The sequence below is a fragment of the Blautia sp. HCP3S3_C12 genome, from assembly GCF_052064155.1.
Taxonomy (GTDB): domain Bacteria; phylum Bacillota; class Clostridia; order Lachnospirales; family Lachnospiraceae; genus Blautia_A.
This window is the reverse complement of sequence record NZ_JBQHWC010000025.1, coordinates 1-18,919: the sequence shown is the minus strand read 5'-3', so window position 1 is coordinate 18,919 and position 18,919 is coordinate 1. Positions and strand designations below refer to the sequence as shown.

Annotated in this window: 16 protein-coding genes, 2 pseudogenes and 1 riboswitch; of the genes and pseudogenes, 3 read left to right on the top strand and 15 right to left on the bottom strand. The window is 39.9% G+C overall.

The window, feature by feature from the left end; translation table 11 throughout:
- The first annotated feature begins 141 nt into the window (after positions 1-141).
- The gene (locus ACTNDS_RS15130; RefSeq protein WP_441036663.1) at positions 142-414 is read left to right on the top strand and encodes a small, acid-soluble spore protein, alpha/beta type; all 273 of its coding nucleotides are present in this window, start codon (positions 142-144) and stop codon (positions 412-414) included.
- Here ACTNDS_RS15130 and ACTNDS_RS15125 read toward each other — a convergent pair.
- The 12 genes and pseudogenes from ACTNDS_RS15125 to ACTNDS_RS15070 form a co-directional block, all read right to left on the bottom strand.
- Positions 410-805: pseudogene (locus ACTNDS_RS15125) on the bottom strand (YfhO family protein); the annotation flags it as partial. The gene ACTNDS_RS15130 and the pseudogene ACTNDS_RS15125 overlap by 5 nt on opposite strands.
- A pseudogene (locus ACTNDS_RS15120) lies at positions 711-1,133 on the bottom strand (threonine/serine exporter family protein); the annotation flags it as partial. The pseudogenes ACTNDS_RS15120 and ACTNDS_RS15125, both read right to left, overlap by 95 nt.
- 231 nt (positions 1,134-1,364) lie before the next feature.
- Entirely contained in the window at positions 1,365-2,546 is a 1,182-nt protein-coding gene (locus ACTNDS_RS15115; RefSeq protein ID WP_441036662.1) for an iron-containing alcohol dehydrogenase, read from the bottom strand.
- A 300-nt stretch (positions 2,547-2,846) separates the two neighbouring features.
- The gene (locus ACTNDS_RS15110) at positions 2,847-3,185 is read right to left on the bottom strand and encodes a DUF4097 family beta strand repeat-containing protein (protein ID WP_441036661.1); all 339 of its coding nucleotides are present in this window, start codon (positions 3,183-3,185) and stop codon (positions 2,847-2,849) included.
- Positions 3,182-3,712, bottom strand: a complete 531-nt coding sequence (locus ACTNDS_RS15105; RefSeq protein WP_441036660.1) for an O-acetyl-ADP-ribose deacetylase — start codon at positions 3,710-3,712, stop codon at positions 3,182-3,184. The genes ACTNDS_RS15110 and ACTNDS_RS15105 overlap by 4 nt, the downstream gene beginning before the upstream one ends.
- A gap of 115 nt (positions 3,713-3,827) precedes the next feature.
- The gene (locus ACTNDS_RS15100) at positions 3,828-5,102 is read right to left on the bottom strand and encodes a hypothetical protein (RefSeq protein WP_441036659.1); all 1,275 of its coding nucleotides are present in this window, start codon (positions 5,100-5,102) and stop codon (positions 3,828-3,830) included.
- 21 nt (positions 5,103-5,123) lie between these two features.
- Positions 5,124-6,809, bottom strand: coding sequence for a recombinase family protein (locus ACTNDS_RS15095; protein WP_441036658.1), 1,686 nt, complete (start codon positions 6,807-6,809; stop codon positions 5,124-5,126).
- 61 nt (positions 6,810-6,870) lie between these two features.
- Positions 6,871-7,056: a hypothetical protein gene (locus ACTNDS_RS15090; protein WP_441036657.1), complete on the bottom strand. Its 186-nt coding sequence runs from the start codon at positions 7,054-7,056 to the stop codon at positions 6,871-6,873.
- 288 nt (positions 7,057-7,344) lie between these two features.
- The gene (locus ACTNDS_RS15085) at positions 7,345-8,154 is read right to left on the bottom strand and encodes a hypothetical protein (RefSeq protein ID WP_441036656.1); all 810 of its coding nucleotides are present in this window, start codon (positions 8,152-8,154) and stop codon (positions 7,345-7,347) included.
- A 178-nt stretch (positions 8,155-8,332) separates the two neighbouring features.
- Positions 8,333-11,284, bottom strand: a complete 2,952-nt coding sequence (locus ACTNDS_RS15080; protein WP_441036655.1) for a response regulator — start codon at positions 11,282-11,284, stop codon at positions 8,333-8,335.
- A 5-nt stretch (positions 11,285-11,289) separates the two neighbouring features.
- Positions 11,290-13,140 (bottom strand): extracellular solute-binding protein, encoded by a 1,851-nt coding sequence (locus ACTNDS_RS15075; RefSeq protein WP_441036654.1) that lies wholly within the window; start codon positions 13,138-13,140, stop codon positions 11,290-11,292.
- Between the two features lie 261 nt (positions 13,141-13,401).
- A riboswitch (cyclic di-GMP riboswitch) is annotated at positions 13,402-13,495 on the bottom strand.
- A 259-nt stretch (positions 13,496-13,754) separates the two neighbouring features.
- Positions 13,755-15,098 (bottom strand): MATE family efflux transporter, encoded by a 1,344-nt coding sequence (locus ACTNDS_RS15070; RefSeq protein ID WP_441036653.1) that lies wholly within the window; start codon positions 15,096-15,098, stop codon positions 13,755-13,757.
- A gap of 212 nt (positions 15,099-15,310) precedes the next feature.
- Between ACTNDS_RS15070 and ACTNDS_RS15065 the strand changes: the two genes are divergently transcribed.
- Positions 15,311-15,769: an Lrp/AsnC family transcriptional regulator gene (locus ACTNDS_RS15065; protein ID WP_441036652.1), complete on the top strand. Its 459-nt coding sequence runs from the start codon at positions 15,311-15,313 to the stop codon at positions 15,767-15,769.
- Positions 15,770-15,883: 114 nt separating this feature from the next.
- The gene (locus ACTNDS_RS15060) at positions 15,884-16,282 is read left to right on the top strand and encodes an acyl-CoA thioesterase (RefSeq protein ID WP_441036651.1); all 399 of its coding nucleotides are present in this window, start codon (positions 15,884-15,886) and stop codon (positions 16,280-16,282) included.
- Positions 16,283-16,466: 184 nt separating this feature from the next.
- On the opposite strand, the gene ACTNDS_RS15055 is transcribed toward ACTNDS_RS15060, so the two are convergent.
- From ACTNDS_RS15055 to ACTNDS_RS15045, 3 genes are all read right to left on the bottom strand, one after another.
- Complete coding sequence (locus tag ACTNDS_RS15055) at positions 16,467-18,173, bottom strand: AAA family ATPase (protein ID WP_441036650.1); 1,707 nt, start codon at positions 18,171-18,173, stop codon at positions 16,467-16,469.
- A 91-nt stretch (positions 18,174-18,264) separates the two neighbouring features.
- Positions 18,265-18,324 (bottom strand): hypothetical protein, encoded by a 60-nt coding sequence (locus tag ACTNDS_RS15050; RefSeq protein ID WP_441036684.1) that lies wholly within the window; start codon positions 18,322-18,324, stop codon positions 18,265-18,267.
- A complete protein-coding gene (locus tag ACTNDS_RS15045) occupies positions 18,321-18,818 on the bottom strand; it encodes an esterase (protein WP_441036649.1) in 498 nt (165 codons plus the stop codon). Before ACTNDS_RS15045 ends, ACTNDS_RS15050 begins: the two co-directional genes overlap by 4 nt.
- Between the last annotated feature and the right edge of the window lie 101 nt (positions 18,819-18,919).

The window sequence follows — 18,919 nt, the reverse complement described above, 5'->3', positions numbered from 1 at the left end:
TTTATTAATAAATCAACGATTTTTATAGAGTTTTCCATAGAATTCCACCATATACGAAAACTTCCAGAGTATTATTTCCCCGTCGTCATATACTAACATCGTAACACTAAACAAGCAATAACAACCAAGGAGGAAATGAATATGTCAAACACAAAATCTTCTAATCAGGCAGCTGTACCGGAAGCAAAGGGTGCATTAGACCGTTTCAAATTCGAGGTTGCAAACGAACTGGGTGTACCGCTTACTGATGGCTACAACGGAAACCTCACTTCCAAACAGAACGGCAGTGTTGGCGGATATATGGTGAAGAAAATAGTATCAGAACAACCAGAAATCCCAACACAGAGGCTGTACATCCGGCTTTCATGCCAGGGGAGAAATGTTTTAATCCTATCTGATGCTGTCCTTTGCTGATCCTTGCACCCAGAAACATTCTGTTGGCTTTATTTGTCTCCTGTTTTTTGCCATCTACATACAAAGTCCAGCCATTGCTGTAGGGAATAGAAAATACTACTTCTTTATCTTCCTTCAGATTTATACTGCAGGTAATATTTCCTCCATCCACCTTTAGATCTTTCGGTGAATCTTCGCTTCTTTCTTGAGACAGTTCTGTAATCCCATCCATTGCCTGAGTGCAAATATCTATATTGTCTATCTTATATTTTCCTGGGACTGTGAACTCAAGAGTAATCTCATTTAAGGCGTCTTCATTATATAGAAGATTTGCTCCATAATTGCTTCTTCCGCTGCCAAAGTTGTTTTTGGAAGAAAGTAATTGCAGCTGCTGCAGGCGGGATATTTGCAAGATCCACCAGTTCCAGTCTTAGGGTATTGGCCACTGCTCCTATCTCGGCTGCTGCAAGTTCCAGTGCAGGCGGGGAATAGAGACCATGTGTTTTTTCAATATTATCAAGGAAAGTATGCAGCTGTTCTCTTGACATATGTTTTCCTTCTGCTTCAAAGTTCCGGATGAAGTGTTCCAAACGGTTTAACTTTAATGTATTTACTCCGGTATTGGTCAGGCATAGTGACTGGGTAAAGCCCTTTTCTCCGTCATAGCATGTATATTCAATAGACATCAGACCAATATCTGCTGTACATGTAATGCCAAGTGCTTCTGCTAATGTGTTCATGCCAGGCAACATCCATATGATTTTTTTGATCACTTCCTGCGGCATTTTACTCACTTCCTTATTTTTAGGGCAGCAGACTGTCATTTCCTGCTTTTCGCAATGTCAACGTAAAAAAGGAGATTTTCTAATATCAATTTTGCATAGATGTAAGCTAAAAATTATATAAAAAAGACATTCCATCCTTCTGACAGGATAAAATGTCTTTTCTGTAACCTTTTTATGGTTTTTTAATTAAAAATCGACCTCTGCTCCATAATAAGTGCATGTAAGAAGTTTCTCCATATTTGCAGGATCAATTGCTCTTGGGTTAGAGCCTGTGCATGCATCACCAACTGCAAGTTCTGCAATTTTGGCAACTTTTTCTTTAAATTCTTCTTCCTGGATTCCAAAGTCTTTCAGTGTTTTTGGAATATTCAATCTTACATTAAACTCGTCAATCTTCTCGCAGAGACTATTGATCAGAGCCTGCTGGCAGGTTCCTTCCAGTCCCATTCTTCTTGCAATCTCAGCATAACGTTCTGCTGCTGCAGGATTTTTTGCATTGTATCTGATCACATAAGGAAGATAAATTGCATTTGCACATCCATGGGGAATATGTCCAGTGGAGAATGCTGCACCTGTCTTATGTGCCATAGAATGAACAATACCAAGCAGAGCATTGGAAAATGCCATTCCTGCCAGACACTGTGCATAGTGCATCTGCTCACGTGCTGCCATGTTCTTATTATAAGATGCCGGCAGATATGCCAGAACCATCTCAATGGCCTGCAGTGCAAGCGGATCTGTATATGGACAGTGGAGTGTAGAAACATATGCTTCAATTGCATGTGTTAATGCATCCATACCTGTATATGCTACCTGTTTTACCGGAAGTCCCTCAACCAGTTCCGGATCAACAATTGCTACATCCGGAGTGATATTAAAATCTGCCAGAGGATATTTAATTCCTGTATTATAGTCTGTGATTACTGAAAAAGCTGTAACTTCTGTAGCTGTTCCTGATGTAGATGGAATTGCTGCAAATTTTGCTTTTTGTCGTAATTCAGGAAAACCAAATGGTGTGATAAGATCTTCAAATTTTGTATTCGGATATTCATAGAATGCCCACATTGCCTTCGCTGCATCGATTGGGGATCCGCCGCCCATGGCTACAATCCAGTCCGGCTGGAATTCCTGCATTACTTTTGCGCCTTTCATAACAGTTTCTACTGATGGGTCAGGTTCCACACCTTCGATCAGCTGAACTTCCATTCCGCCTTCTTTTAAATAATTAATTGCTTTATCCAGAAATCCCTGACGTTTCATTGAGCCGCCGCCCACAACAAGAACTGCTTTCGTTCCTTTTAAATTCTTTAATTCTTCGAGGCATCCTTTTCCATGATAGATGTCTCTTGGTAATGTAAATCTTGCCATTGCTGTTATCTCCTTTATAAATTATGTCTGTTTACATGTTACTGCAGAAGGCACTCATTTCTTCTGTTCGCTTGCATTATATCATTGTTAAATTTATAACGCAATAGTTTTTTATATCTTTTTGTATTTTGGTGTATTTTATTATTTATTCCTATATTATTTACTGTTTTTCTATATATATTTATTGTTTTTTATTATTTTACTTATATTTAATGTTATTAATTTAACATTATATGTCAGAAGATATTATAAGCTTCCTGCAAAACCAGACCCTCCGATAAAATTACAGTACCTTCATTTTTAAGAATCACTTGCTCTGCACTTCAGACGTACATCTCCACTATTGGTCTGGATCACCAGATTTCCTCCTGTTCCTTTTTGTGTGTAGGAAATATCGCAGTCGTCTTGGTCTTCCATCCTCTTACCAGTCAGCGCATCATCAACATTGATATCTCCCATATCAGTTTGCACTTTCAGATTATCAAAATCGCAATTTTTAAAGAATACATCTCCTGAATCTGTCTGAACAGTTCCATTTTCGATTTCGCATTCATTTAGCAGTATGTTGCTCATATCCGATTTAAACAATAAAAAAAGTCCCAGACTTATCATCTGAAACTCTTTTTGACTATTTTTCATTTACATAGCTTCTTTATCCGTTCCACCTCAGCCTTATAAACCGATTCTGTGTGAGAATCAAAAAGCACCCATTCTACCAGGTCAAATTTGTCCGGATGATCCTGCAAAAATTTATTTACAGTATTTACCGCTACCTTTGCTGCCAGTTCGACCGGAAATCTGTATACTCCTGTTGATATGGAAGGGAATGCAATAGACCTGATTCCATTTTCACTTGCCAATTTCATGGAGTTAAAATAACAGCTTGAAAGAAGTTCTTTTTCCCTGTTTTTACCACCATTCCATATAGGTCCTACAGTATGGATCACATACTTACAGGGCAGATGATATGCCTTTGTAATCTTTGCTTCTCCAGTCTCACATCCGTGGAGTGTTCGGCATTCGGCAAGCAGCTTTGGACCAGCGGCTCTGTGAATTGCACCGTCTACGCCACCACCTCCGAGAAGCGAATTGTTTGCAGCATTTACGATTGCCTGTACGTCTGTTATTTTTGTTATGTCATTTTTTATTGTCTTTATCAAATACATTTTTCTTACCTGCTTTCTAACTGAAAAATCAGTATTTTTTCCATTATGCATAATTGTATCATTTGGAAAAATGATTATCAAGGTAATATAAAAGCCATGCCTTTTTCTTTATTTTTTAGCCACCATAGGAAAAATAAACCAGATAACATCCTATTATCAGTCTGATAACATCATCTCCGGCGTTTTTTTCACTGCTATTTACAATCATTTTGTTTTCTTTTATCTGTAGTTTCATTGTATCTGCAAGCTTTTCAACCTGCTGTATGTGGTATTTTTTTTCATTTGAAAGGATAGAATCCTCATAAATTTTCAATTCTCCGGTTTTATCGTATTCCATTTTCAGATGTAGCTCAGGGAGTTCTCCGGATTTAAGGATAATTTCACTGTATGTCATAGATTGCTTTATTTTTGTGATTCCCTGTTTTACTGTGGAGATGATCCATTCATCTAAGGCAGGTCCTTTATACATAGTAGGACCATATTGCAGATGTAATTGTGCCGACTTGCTGATGCATGCGTTTCTGGTTCGACCATTGAAACGCTTGTAAACATTGCTGCCCTCAGTTGGATAGTATTTCTTCAGCATTTTTTCTTCGGCTTTTGTCCATGGATCATTATTTTTTGTACTTAAACCAAGAGTCATTGCTCTGTATCTGCATGCCTGAGGAGATCTTTCAGGAATAAGCCTATGCACATATCCGGCTCCTTTTTCTTCATAATATCGGGTAATGATAGCGTCTTCTTCCTGAGTCCACGGAATTCTGTTATTGTCTGATCTGACGTTTAAATACTTTGCTCTGGACTGACAGGCGCTCAGTGTTCTTCCCTCTAATCTCTCTGCTACTTTTCCCCCTTCAGCTTTATAATATGTTTTTATAATTTCATCCTCTTCTGCAGACCATTTTTTTCTTCCCTGCATACGGAGACCTAATTTGGCGGCTCTTTTATTACATGCCTCTTTGGTTCTTTCATGCAGTCTTTTTTGAATTTCAGACCCTTCTGTTGAATAATACTTCTTTAGAATTTCATCTTCTCTGCTGCTCCATTTTCTGTTTGCCCCGGAATAAACAAGTCCTAATGAAGCTGCTCTTCCTCTGCAGGATTCCGCAGATCTTTGATTCAAACGGCAACGTACATTACTGCCCTCTTCTGCATAATATTCTCTGAGTATTTCATCTTCTGCCTTTGTCCATAATCTGATATACTTACGATCATCCTGTATAATAGCAGAAGAAATGTTTTTGGATATTTTCATTTTTGATGCCTGAATCCTGCAGCTTTTAGCAGTTCTTCCAGGCAGTCTTTTAAAGACGGCATCACCTTCTGTGGGATAATGCTTTTTTAATATTTCAATTTCTTCGGTTGTCCATCTTTTTTTAGTATTCGCCATATCTTACACCTGCTACATTATTTACATAATAATTCCTGAATGCATAACATACTCATATCCAGTCTCCGTAATATAAGCTTTTTCCTGTCCCAGTGCCGGAATGACAGCATCAGAGCTATGCAGACTTCCGCTTTTAAATACGATCAACACCTCTGCTTTCTTTTCATTTATGGGAGTGATTTCTATCTTATGAATGGTGTTTTCAATCATAGATCTGGTTATATCCTTGGTTTTTACGTAAGAATATTCTTTTGTATAATCTAATATCTTATCCATCTGATCCAGTAATTCTGCTTTAGATAAGGGCTTTGTATTTTTCAGTTGTTCCAGATCCTCCTTTTTTTTCGCAATCTGCTGTGTAAAAGTCTGGTTTCTGCTGAGAAATTCTGCATCTGAAATATAGCCGCCCATATTGTAATCCAACAACTTATCTCTCTTCTGTTCCAGTGCTGTTATTTCATGTTGCAGGCTGTGTATTTTTTCTTCTGTTCCTTCTGATTTGTTAAGCTCTTTCTCATAAAGCTCCAGATATTTGTGCAGTATATTTTTATTGCTTTGAGCCATATCATTATAAACATCCGATATCATTTTAAGTAGGAGCTCCTCTTTTATCGGTTTGGATTTACAGGAAATTGCCCCATGTTTTATACGATGACTGCATACCCATGTCTTTGCATCTTTTTCACGGACAGTTCTGACTTTCAGCCAATATGCAGCCCCATCTTCGGTACAATGGATAAGCCCTGTAAAAAGGTTGTTCTGCTTATAGGAAGTTTTTTTCGATTTAATATTTTTACTTCTTTCTTCCAAAATCCTGTTGGCATTTTCCCACAGTTTTTCATCTACGATTGCCGGGACATGGGTGCCATCGTCTTTATACATTATCCATTCATTTTCAGGCAGAAACTTCTGCTTCTTAGTAAAAAGGTCAACTATTTTTACTTTTCCGCCAACATAATATCCCTTATATTTAGGGTTTCGGATAATATTGGCAATCACATGGCTGTTAATTCTTCCTCCTTTGTAATTTCTGTAACCGCATTCCCATAAAAATTGTTCCAGCGAATGGGTAGACCAGTTTCCCAGGGCATATTTTTCAAAAATAAGCTGAACCATTTTTGCTTCTTCAGGATTTAAAAACAATTTCCCATTTCGTTTGTCCCATCCGTAAATATGGGAATTGCCAAGAACCACACCATTCTGTATGGATCTGGCATGACCAAAACGTACTCGGCTTGAAAGTTTTCTGCTTTCTTCCTGTGCAATACCAGACATGATTGACAGTCTGAGTTCAGAATCCTCATCCAATGTATTGATGTTGTCGTTCTGAAACCATACGGCTGTTCCGCAGTCCAGCAGTTCTCTTGTATATCGTATACTATCTAATACATTTCGGGCAAAACGGGTAATCTCTTTGGTAATGATGAGGTCAATTTTTCCATCCTTTGCATCCTGGAGCATTCTCTGAAATTCTTCTCTGTGGGTTACAGTAATGCCGGAGATTCCTTCATCTATATAACCATCTATAAATTTCCAATTTTTCACCCCCGAAATTAACTGCTCAAAAAAAGTCCACTGATGCTCAATAGAGGTTTTCTGTTCCTCCTTGTCCGTACTGACACGCGCATAATACGCAACCTTCAGTTCCAGATCAAAGATGCTTTTCTGCCGTAATTTCAGTTCCTCGCGGGTTGCATAGATGTCCATTTTGTTCCTTTCCAAGTCAATCGGATATTCGTAATTGAAGCAGGGGACTTACTTGATTCGGTTAACTGATTCGTTCATGGTATTGGTATGAACTGTTTATCTGTTCTTCCCTCTTCATGGCTGCAGTGTCAGATGCAATCAAAGAAAAGATGTCCTTCTGAATACTGCTGTGCAGTTTTTCGGAAATCTGTCCATTATCCAGCATTTTGTCATTAATCATTGTCAGGACAACCTGTTCCAAAGTCATAAGACTACCTCCTTTCCTATATGCTATCCTTTACAATTTTGAATGGAACTATTCAAAATTTATAATCTGCATTCCCGCAAATAGCGAAGCGGATGATTTTATCCCCTTGACTTATTTTTGAGTATTCACAAACAATTCTGGAGTGATACCAATATACAGAGAAACTATTATTAAATAATATTATACAAAGAAGGCGTAAATCCGAATATGAATTTACGCCTTCTTTTTTCTGCTCGAGTCAAGCGGATGAAATATCACAGCCAAACCTTTTGGCAATGAATGGGGGTATTACTGGAATATTAATGAATTATAATTATGCAGAGGTGACTCCACCTGTCCAAACCACTTAGAAGGAGCTTTGTAGTTAACAGGTTTCCTGGTTGTATGATATGATAGGGAAATCTGGTCGCAAGATGTAAGGTTAACTGTGGAGCCATTTTTGATTTTCTTGTTTGTATATTTTCCATTTTTAGAAGAAAGCATATCTATGGAATCTAATACATACCCTGGAGCCATTTTTACATATATTTTTTTCTTGCCCTTCATTGGTTTTTCCTTAACATACATATATCCATTAAAATAAGATGCATAATTTTTGGATCCAACCGTAAGTTTAGAAAACGGAGATTTTTTCTCAGCTACTTTAATCTTACAGGACAGCTTATACTGCTTTCCATTCTGGGTTACCCGGAATGAAATTGTGGAAGAAGCTCCGGCAAGATCAGTCTCATCAAAAGGCATAAGAGTAGAAGAAAGTTCCAGAGCATTTAAACCTTCTCTTTTGGTTGCCTTAATTTTTTTGTTGGAAGATTTGATATTTGTGATTTTGGCATTAGAACTCAGGTTTCTAATGAAGATATAGCATTCCGGAATATCCAAAATAGTTTTTGCTCCACCATTTTCGTTAGGTCCTCCAAAAGCCCCCACTACACGTACTGTTTGTTTGGCTGCACAGGTGGGTACCTTTGCTTTTGTGGCAGCCTGTACCTCAACAACTGAGTTTATTGGTGTGGGAATCCCTGTTGGACAAAAGCCTGCAATAACCAGAGAGGCAACCAGTATCTTTGCAAAACGTTTCATTTTCTTCTTCATGTTCATGATGAAAATCCTCCTTTGCATTCATCTGATTTTGCTTTCGGTTCTACGAAAACATTATATATTGATATAATTAGAATACTACTCATTTTCGGACTTTTCAATGGCCGCTTAGAAATTTCTTAAAAAAATAAAAACCTGCTAAAAAGTTTTTAACTTTTCTTAGCAGGTTTTTGTTTTACTAATCCGTCAGAATATTTTGCAAGGTATTGATCAATTCCTCTATAACAATTGGTTTGGATAAGAATCCATTCATACCACATGTCAGTGCTTTCCTTCTGTCTTCGTCAAAAGCATTGGCAGTCATGGCAAGGATTGTAATTCCCGCCAGTGAAGGATCATCCAGTGAACGGATCTGCTCAGTAGCCTCATATCCATTCATTACAGGCATCTGCACATCCATAAGCACCAGATCATAATCACCTGGTGTTGAATTCTTAACTTTCTCCACAGCCTCTGCTCCATCTTCCGCTGTATCAACCCGAAAACCATATTCACTAAGGAGCGCTACTGCAATTTCACTGTTCAGTTCATTATCTTCCACAAGCAGTATGCGCCTGCCTCTGAAATCTGAACTTGCTGCCGGAAGAATATTATCCTCTGCCTCAGCCTGCTTCTGGCCGATAGCAGCCATCAGAGTCTCTCTGATATCTGACATAAACATAGGTTTGGCACAGAACGCAGTTACCCCTGCTGCCCTGGCTTCCACTTCAATATCTGACCAGTCATAAGCAGTCAGGATAATGATCGGCGTATCGTCACCAAGACTACGGATCTGACGGGTAACTTCAATGCCGTTCATATCCGGCAGACGCCAGTCAATGATATAAGCATGGAATGCATCACCCATTTCCATAGACTGTCGTGCGCGGAGAACAGCCTCCTTACCGGAAAGTGTCCATTCCGAACGCATTCCAACCTTTACAAGCATCTTAGTCACACTGTCACAGGTATTGAAATCATCGTCTACTACCAATGCCTTCAGGCCTTCCAGCTCTGCGATTTTCTCTATACGTTGATTCTCAGGCTGGATCCGCAATGGCAGGCGGATAATAAATTCAGTACCTTTTCCCTGTTCTGTCTGAACTTCAATGATTCCACCCATCATATCCACGATGTTCTTGGTAATAGCCATGCCCAGCCCTGTACCCTGAGTCCTGCTTACAGTGGAAGTCCGCTCTCTCTCAAAAGGAGAAAAGATCTTCTGTACAAATTTCTGACTCATGCCGATTCCGTTATCCTTTACCCGGATTTCGTACAGTTCACAGCCTCTCTGTGTACCCGGATACTCTCTCAGCCGGACAGAAACGGTTCCGCCTGCAGGAGTAAACTTGATCGCATTGGACAAAAGATTCAGCAGCACCTGATTCAGCCTGGTCTTGTCACAATAAACATCCTCATTGGTAACATCCATGACATCCATGTAAAGCTCCAGCTGTTTCGCATGGATCTGTCCGCTGATAATGGTTTTCAGATCATGAAGAACCTCTGACAGACTGACTTCCGTTTCTTCCAGATGAATCTTTCCACTCTCAATACGGCTCATATCCAGGATATCATTGATCAGTGAGAGCAGATGATTACTGGAGGAAAGAATCTTACCCAGATAATCCCGAACCCTTTCTTTATCATCAATGTTGCTTACAGCCAGTGTGGTAAAACCAATGATCGCATTCATTGGTGTACGGATATCGTGAGACATATTGGAAAGAAAGGTGCTCTTTGCCTTGTTTGCAGTCTCCGCAGCGCGGACCGCCTCAGAAAGGGCCTGATTCATTTTTCTGTCAGAGGTACGATCTGACAGAACCAGGATATATTTCTTTTTCCCGTTTACCTCGCTGCCCATTGCAACGTTATGAAACCAGCGGTGTTCTCCTGTTTTCTGATGAACATATTCAAAATCCCATTCCTGCTGCTCATGAACCTGGATTTCTTCCAGATAATTCTTCTCCGGATTTTCAACATCCCCGGAATGCAGTTTCCCAAGGACACAAATATCTTTACGGATCTGTTCTACTGTAATACCCAGCAGTTTTTCCACATTGGGACTGACGTAATCTACTTTATACGTTTTAGCATCCAGCAACAGGAAAACGTCATCCACATTCATTGAAAGCTTTTGAAACAGTTCGTCCTTATACAGGATCTCCGTATCCTTTCTCTTCAGGTTTACCCTGTTTTTTTGGAGAATAAATCCAATAAAAAGACCGGCAATACACAATGCTACGGCACTCACAAGCATTATAGTACTGCGCTGCAGAGCATTCATACTGGCATTGACGATATCAGCCTGGACAAGTCCCAGAAAGATCCAGTCCTGAGGTTTGGATTTCTCATAGACCAGATAGTAATCCTCTCCATCCAGATTTATCAGCATTGCATCTGTATGTCCTTCCTTAAACTCTTCTGAAAGCTTAAGGATCTCTTTTTCAGACAGAGTAGAATGTTCTCTCAGAATCCCAAAGAAATTATACACCTCTCCCCATGCCTCAGAAGAATGATCCACAACAACACGGCCATCCGGATGAACCACATAACTCTGGGCATTTCCATTGAAAGCAGAAATATTCAGCACATTTACGATATCAGAGTTTTCATAGGCAATGGCAATAGCATCATATTCAAAGCCCTGATAACTTCCATGAGGCCTGGGAGTAGCAAAAACAAGGAGCTGGGATTTTCCGGGAACTGTTGCATTGGTTATCACATCATTTCCCTGCCGGATCTCATCTTCAATATTTTCCTGCAATCCCAGATACCCGGTTTCACCTGTTGCCATCTTATAGTTCCCGTCCGCTGACAGGAAATAAAAATCTAAAAAGCCTGCATCTTCCTGTGCTTTCTCTATATACTCACGAATTTCACTTTCATCGGAAGTGTTCTGCAGATATTCCCCCCATATATGGAGATAAGTCAGATTCTTATTTGTCAGCTCACTTAGCATATTATCAGACAGATGAAAAATTTCTGTCAGGTGAGAAACACTTTCCTCATAAACAGTCTTCGATACAAACCCCAAATATCGGAAAACAGTCAAAAGGATTCCAACGAATAGGGCAATAAAAATTGCCGTATTCCATCGTTTTCTCGCAACCCGTTTCTTTCTGTTTGTATTATGATTCTTAACATCCATTCTTCTCACCTCAGAGTAATGTAGTCTTCAGGCTCTGCAAGAATGGCATTACCATCTGAAACATATGTTGTCCAGGTATCTTCCACAGAGGTATCCCCTCCATCAAATACAATATTTTCCTCTGCCGGATAAGCTTCCATATATTGTGGTGCTGCAAGACAGGTCACAGTAAAAGTATCCTTGTCCTGAATCTGTTTTCCATTCTTTGAAACTTTACTCAATGTATAACCATTATCCGTTTCCTTGATTTCTACAGAAATACCACTGAACACAGGCAGAGAGCCGCGGTTAAAGGGGATAAAGCCTCCCTGGTAGCCTTCTACGAAGTTTCTGACCATTTTCTTCAGTTCTGCCCCACTTATTTCGCTGCTGTAAGCGGAAAGCTCGTTTGGCATGATCATGTTGCCCGCCATTTTTTCTGTATAACCGGCCTTCAGTACATTTCCCGTAAAGCTGTTTCCTGTTGCAATCAGCACATCCGTCCCATAAATACCGCGCAAAGTGTTTGCCATAACAGAATAGGCTTCATTGCCTCCGCTGGTATGGAAACGATTGGAATAAGTTTTCTTTGAATCCAGCACAATATCCTCAGAAGTGGATTTTTCTTCAAGAAGCTGGGAATTAAATGACTGATAAGCCTGCTCTGCATTATATTCTCCTGAGATCATCTTGGACACCACATCTCTGGAAACGGAGAAAAAGTCATTTGACGCAATACGGATATACATATGGTTTTCTTCAATCACAGGTTTCACATCCTTCAGATATTCCGTAAGCTGGAAATCCACATCCTGGCTGTAGCTTAACAGATCCTGCCCATCATAAATAATCCGGTTCTGCGCATCCTCTGAAAGCATTGTGTTCAGTACCTTCATTGCTTTCTGCCGGCGTGTTTCATCCTTTGTCAGGTCACGGTTTAAAGCTATCTGGAAATATGGTGTAGTCATCAGCCACTTTTCGCCGTTCTGCTGAAAGAATGGCAGGAATGTTGTGTTAATGCCCTGATCCTGGAACATTTTTACACCGAAAGAACTGCCGAAATACATGGCAAGCTTGCCACTTTGGTACATCTCAACCACATCATCATAATTCATATCCAGATCATCCCGGCTCAGCCCTGTATCCTGAATAAACTGCTCCATACGTTCAAAAGCCTCCGGCCAGACGGTACTGTCCAGACCTTCTCTCTTTGTATTGTCCGGGTCACTGTAGATAGTACGCCACTTACGTCCATCCACAGAAGACAGCTCTGATGCAGACAGACCCTGCAGTGTTTCCATACAGGTATAATCATAGTAATAGTCTGCAGTAAACCCACGGATACCCACCTCATCAAATGCCTGGCAGGCAGAAACGAAGCTTTCATAATCCGTTGGAAGAGGAATATCATACTTTTCAAAAAGATCTTTGTTCACTACAAAGCCATGGGCATCTGCACACACAGGAAGCCAGTTTACACTGCCATCCTGATTTTTGAAATTGTTAAGGTAGGTATCATAGACAGCACCTGCAGCATTGGTTGTGGAAAGATCCATCAGACTGTCCTTCAGGGGGCTTGCATCATGGAGGGAAAACCGGCAGCAAGTTATAATATCCGGCAATCCACCGTTTTCGTTCAGAAAACGATAGAAATCCAGATCATTATTGCCTACTACAAATTCAATGTTGATATCCGGAAGCTGTTCCTGGATGTATGATGCGTATTTTTCATACAGATTTGTGGTCCATAGATACACTGTGATAGTTTCCGCGTCTTCTTTTTCCGTACTTTTCCTGCCGCAGCCAGACAGAAGTGACATGACTGTCACCATCACCAAAAGTACAGAAACTAACTTGTTCCATTTTTTCTTTTTCATTATCACTTCTCCCTCTGATTGCGTTTTACTAACTCATTGATCACTTTTACTAATAATTTCCTATCAACAGGCTTGGCAATATGTTCATCCATTCCTGCTGTTCTTTTCTATTGTCCCTCAAATTTAACCGAATCAGGTAAGTCCCCTGCGGAGATTTCAAATATCCGCTTGAAGCAAAAAAAAATTCCATGTAAAAAATTTTTACAGGAACTTTTTCCATAATGCCCATTTAACATTTTACCTTTTATTATTACTGAGGCATGATGCAACCGGCTGGCATGGCCAGATTTCAGTCTGACTTTAGCTCCTTCTGGCTTTGCGTCCCGGCTTTTCAACCGGCTTGCTAATAAATATGCCATAAAAAATCTTTTTTTATTATAGCACTCATACTATATCATGTCTATAAGAAAATATGTTACTGTTCACTCTGTTCACAGCAACACGCTTCGCGATGCACAGAATTTATGCTAATCGCATAAATTCGCGCAGTATGTCTCGGGTTTTCTGTGACCTTCGCTCACAAAAAACACCTCGCGGGATATTGCCAGTGAACAGTAACGAAAATATACCTCTTAACATACAAATCCAGCTTCCCATCAAAACTTAAGAGAAATTTACCGGAATGAAACTCCTTCATCAACCGGCCATGATTTTCTAAGTGCACCATAGGAGATCAGAAAATTCGCAAGCCAGCCGGCCGGTACAGCAAGCCAGACAAATGCAATTCCATAACGCGGTGCAAAGATCAAAGCCACTGATAGACGGATTGAAAGGTTTACCATATTGGCAATAAGAAATGGCCGCATGATTCCAAGTCCACGAAGGACTCCATCTGTTGCCATCTTAATACCCATAAAAATAAAGAAATAACCCAGCCATTTCATATAATCCCCGGATACCTGATATGCCAGAGCAGTTCCATCTTTTCCCAGGAATAAGGAAGAAATTGGAGTGTGCAGTGTTTCAATGACTATGAAAGCAAGGACTGCGAAACACAGATCCAACACCAGTGCAGCGCGATATCCTTTTTTGATACGTTCTATTTTCTTTGCCCCAAGATTCTGGGATACATAGGGCGAAACCGCATTACCAATGGATACAAATATCAGTGAAAAAACATTCTCTACTCTCATGGTTGCCGCATAACCTGCCAGCGCCTGTGTACCGAAGGGATTTACAACTGCCTGTACGATCATCATACCAATTGACACTGTGGATTGCTGAAGAACCGATGGTACTGCAATACGAAGCATGGAATGTAACTCCTGCCTGTCAAACCAGTGAAATCGGCTTTTATATCGACGCATCCGGTTAAAGAAAATCAAAAGGGAAAACACTGCGGAAATCCCCTGCGCAATGAGAGTTGCAAGTGCGGCACCGAACACACCCAGCCCTAAACCTGCCACCATCCAAAGATCCATAACAATATTCAAAACAGAAGAAAATATCAAAAGACCCAGCGGGATCTTAGATTCGCCGATGGAGTTGAACATCGTTGAAAGGATATTGTACATAAACAGAAAGGGAAATCCAACAAAATAAACACGCAGATACAGTACTGCTTCATCCAGTATGTCAGCAGGTGTTTGTAATAAACTCATCATAAAATGAGAAAAGCCAAAGCCAAAAACCCCCAGAAGTATACTCAGAATCAGAAAACTGATCAACGATGTTGACACAATTGTTTTCATTTTGCTATAATTCTGGGCTCCAAAATAGCGGCTCACAAGTACACCTGCTCCTACACCTGCACCCAATGCTACACAGATGAATACATTGGTCAAAGCAGCACAGGCTCCAACTGCCGCAAGTGCCGAGGACCCCACAAACTGACCAACAATAATGGAATCAGCCATATTATATACTTGTTGAAAGAAGCTGCCCAGAATCATAGGCATTGCAAAAACAGTCAGTGCTTTAAGAGGGGCATCTGTGATTAAATATTCATCTTTTGACATTCTCCTTTTCCTCCATAAATTCCTGCTTTTTATCCGAAATCACGATCGTATTTCCAAAATGTAAGTTTTAGATTTCGTTACGAAACAATTATATGCAGTTACAGTAAATAAGTCAAGCAGCTGTTTACTTTTAGTAATATAAATGATATGATATTTAAGAAAATCTGCTACCAGACGGACATTATTTTATATTATTTTACAGGAGGGAACTTATGTATCTGGACGGTTTAGATGAAATGGATCAGAAAATTATCCGGCTGCTTATAGAAAATGCACGTATCTCCTACTCTGCTATTGGTGAAGAAACCGGTATTTCCAGAGTGGCAGTAAAAGTCCGTATCCAGGCTTTGGAGAAAAGAGGCGTAATCGAAGAATATACAACAATTATTAATCCGCAAAAAATCAGTGGGGCTGTATCATGCTACTTTGAAATTGAAACAAAACCGGAGTACTTGTCGCAGGTAACAGATATATTGTACAAAAATGATACAGTCACTCAGATTTACCGTGTCACAGGAAGAGACAAGCTTCATGTACATGCAGTTGCTTCATCAGGTGATGAAATGGAATACTTTCTGCATAATGTCATTGATACATTGCCCGGAATTATCAGCTGCAGCTGCAACACAATCTTATCACGCATTAAAGATATTAAGGGATTACGGCTATAGAAGTCTTTATTCTCTTTTCCGTCGCTTTTTAACCAAATCAAGTAAGTCCCCTGCTTCAATTGCGAAAAGCAATAAGCAGTGGGTGGGGACTTTTGTATCAGGAGGATTTTAATAATGTACACACATAAGGTTCAATACTACGAAACAGACAAAATGGGAATTACCCATCATTCCAATTATATACGATGGATGGAAGAGGCCAGAATTGACTTTTTGGAAAAATCCGGATTTTCCTATGATAAGCTGGAAAAGGACGGAATAATTTCACCGGTAATATCGGTCGAGTGCTCTTACAAAAAAACTACTACCTTTTCTGATGAAATCAGTATTGAAGTAACAGCACTTGCGTTTAACGGTATAAAGCTGAAGCTAGGATATGTAATGAAAAATGTAGAAGGCGTGACGGTATGTGAGGCTTCCTCCTGTCACTGTTTCCTGAATACAGACGGCTATCCCGTCCGCCTGAAAAAAGAATTTCCAGAATTTTATTCTACGTTAGCCTCATTAGTTTAATAGCCACTTTTTCGAGACAAAGCCGGACGATCATTCGTCCGGCTTTGTCTTATTATTTCACTATATGATGACATGCCACAGCATGCTCTTTTTCTATTACCCGAAGCTCCGGCAGCTGTTTTCTGCATATTGGCTTTTGATTTTTCTACCTATAAAGGAAGAAGAATTTTTGCTATATATTATGTTAAATATCATTCATTTTTTCAACAATAACTTTACATCTCTTTTTATAGAATGCAATGCCGTAAAGAGCAATATCTGAACGACCGTCATTTCTCAAATATTCGTAGTATCTTCTGTCTTTGATCTGTTTGATCGCTTTTTCACATGCTTTTTCCAATCCAGCTGCTTCTTTTGAATATTTAAGCTCAATTACGATACCGGCATCTGGATCTTCCGGCTCAACAAGGATATCTGCAAAGCCTTCTCCGGCTTCTACATTTGACCGGACCACCCAGTCAGAATTTCCTGTTAACAAGCCAACCAAAAGAGTGTGATAGGAATTTTCTTTTTCTGTCTCCTGCGCCTTTGTGTCGAAGACACTGATCGAATTACTCAGAGTCCAGTTGAGATAGTGTTCTATCTGCTTTGTTTTCCCTTCTTTCATGGAATTCCAGAAATCTGTTAAACGATCTGTATTGCATCCAATGTTGTCTTTAAACCACTCCTGTATCTGAAAACGAAAAACCTCCCGGACTTCCTTGTTTGGGATAACCAATTTATAAGCTCCTTGTTCTGTCATTCCCACCTGAGTCAGATATCCGGTTGTAAACAGTACGCTCCAGATATTGTCAATGCTGTTATCTATCTCGTCATATGTTAATTCCAAACGAACAAACTTTTCGATGGGTTCACCTGCTATCAAACGTTCGATTTCGTCTCGGGTTGTACGGTTCGCTATGGATACGAAACGTTTTACAAGCGCATTACCACTGCTGTTGATCCAATAACATTGTGGCAGTTCCCCCGGCTTTTCACAAAGCAGATCCACGTGGTTGATCACATCCCAGGGACAGTAGATATCAGCATCTCCAAAGCGATATCCATTATACCATTCCTTTATTTCCGACAAATGTGATTCCAGATGGTAATCTTTTAACAATTTTTCAACTTCAGCTTCCGTGAATCCAAATTGTTCATCAAAGCGCACGTCCGTAATGGAGAGAATCTTGAAATTGTTAAGACCGGTAAATATGCTTTCCTTTGAAACCCGCAGGCATCCGGTCAAAACTGAAAACTGCAAAAATTCATTAGTTTTTAAAGCATCACCAAATAATGACCGGATAAGCGAAACCATTTCTCTGTAATAGCCGTTCTGGTATGCCTTATCGAGGGGAACATCATACTCATCTATCAGTATAATGACCTTTTGACCATAATGTCGAAATAATAACTCAGATAATGTCTGTAACGAGGACTCCAGTATGTCTTCATCCATAGAATATTTTCCATTATCCATACGGATCAGGGCAAGGTATCTTTCTTTTTCGTTTTCTGTCAGATTATCACTGTCTTGTAAAAAACGAAATCTCTCTGCTTCCCGTGCAATCAAATTGATAAGTTTTTGTGTTGCTTTTTCAAAGAAAAGACCATCTACACCCTTCAGGGTGAGGAAGATAACCGGAAACTGTCCGAAATATTTATTACATAGATCTTCTCTCAGCATGATATTCAGACCATCAAACAATGACTGGTCAGCACCAATTTCAAAGAAGCGGTGAAGCATGCTCATATTTAAGGTTTTTCCGAAACGTCGCGGCCTGGTAAAAAGATTTACCTTTCCCCAGTTGTCAAGGAGCTGTTCGATCAGTTTTGTTTTATCTACATAATAGAATCCGGCACAGCGGATCTCTCGAAAATCTTCTATGCCAACTGGTAATTTCAACGTCATACAATCACACTCCTTTCCGAAATTGTGCATAATTTACGTTGTGCGTGTATTGATTGTACCATTTTAAGAAATGATTATCAAGGTGTTATGTTTACCTGTTCAGCAACGGAGAAACTACAGGTTTTCCATCTCTATCCAGCAACGGAGTTATTCCGCCCGCATATCCTGATGCAATATCCAGGCAAATGCTTTTGCTGTTCTCATATCCGGCTCCCGGTAATGATTACCCGAATTCCATTCCAATGTACAATCTACGCCGCATTCCTTAAGCCAATCATACCCGCTCCGGATGCAGTTTCCGACCTGTGCCATAACCGGATTTCTCGTCTTTTCCTCTTTGTCACCCAGACTCAGATAAACAGTTTTGCTCTTAATTTCATGTTCCCTCATATAATCAATAAATCCAGGAAACCAGACGGACGGAGATACCGCAGCAATTCCTGCAAACACATCAGTTTGGTATGCTGCCCATAAGGAAAACAGTCCTGCCAAAGAATAACCGCCAATATAATATTTCTTCTTATCTGACCAAAGCATCAATATTTTCTCCAGCGTTTTAACTGCGCCTCCACCAAAACCGCCATCCTTAAATACAGCCGGTGCCTTCCACGGCGAAAGCTCATCGTTCCAGTCATCAATTTCCACTGCAATGTATTTGAATAACTGCGCGTCGCATTCTCGTTACTTTCAGTGATGAGTTAGACGCGCAAATTTTTTTACTAAACAACAGAACAAATGTTTACATA

Coding starts and splice junctions, on each gene's coding strand:
- ACTNDS_RS15130 (WP_441036663.1), top strand. CDS start 142: ATGTCAAACACAAAATCTTCTAATCAGGCAGCTGTACCGGAAGCAAAG.
- ACTNDS_RS15115 (WP_441036662.1), bottom strand. CDS start 2,546: ATGGCAAGATTTACATTACCAAGAGACATCTATCATGGAAAAGGATGC.
- ACTNDS_RS15110 (WP_441036661.1), bottom strand. CDS start 3,185: ATGAAAAATAGTCAAAAAGAGTTTCAGATGATAAGTCTGGGACTTTTT.
- ACTNDS_RS15105 (WP_441036660.1), bottom strand. CDS start 3,712: ATGTATTTGATAAAGACAATAAAAAATGACATAACAAAAATAACAGAC.
- ACTNDS_RS15100 (WP_441036659.1), bottom strand. CDS start 5,102: ATGGCGAATACTAAAAAAAGATGGACAACCGAAGAAATTGAAATATTA.
- ACTNDS_RS15095 (WP_441036658.1), bottom strand. CDS start 6,809: ATGGACATCTATGCAACCCGCGAGGAACTGAAATTACGGCAGAAAAGC.
- ACTNDS_RS15090 (WP_441036657.1), bottom strand. CDS start 7,056: ATGACTTTGGAACAGGTTGTCCTGACAATGATTAATGACAAAATGCTG.
- ACTNDS_RS15085 (WP_441036656.1), bottom strand. CDS start 8,154: ATGAACATGAAGAAGAAAATGAAACGTTTTGCAAAGATACTGGTTGCC.
- ACTNDS_RS15080 (WP_441036655.1), bottom strand. CDS start 11,284: ATGGATGTTAAGAATCATAATACAAACAGAAAGAAACGGGTTGCGAGA.
- ACTNDS_RS15075 (WP_441036654.1), bottom strand. CDS start 13,140: ATGAAAAAGAAAAAATGGAACAAGTTAGTTTCTGTACTTTTGGTGATG.
- ACTNDS_RS15070 (WP_441036653.1), bottom strand. CDS start 15,098: ATGTCAAAAGATGAATATTTAATCACAGATGCCCCTCTTAAAGCACTG.
- ACTNDS_RS15065 (WP_441036652.1), top strand. CDS start 15,311: ATGTATCTGGACGGTTTAGATGAAATGGATCAGAAAATTATCCGGCTG.
- ACTNDS_RS15060 (WP_441036651.1), top strand. CDS start 15,884: ATGTACACACATAAGGTTCAATACTACGAAACAGACAAAATGGGAATT.
- ACTNDS_RS15055 (WP_441036650.1), bottom strand. CDS start 18,173: ATGACGTTGAAATTACCAGTTGGCATAGAAGATTTTCGAGAGATCCGC.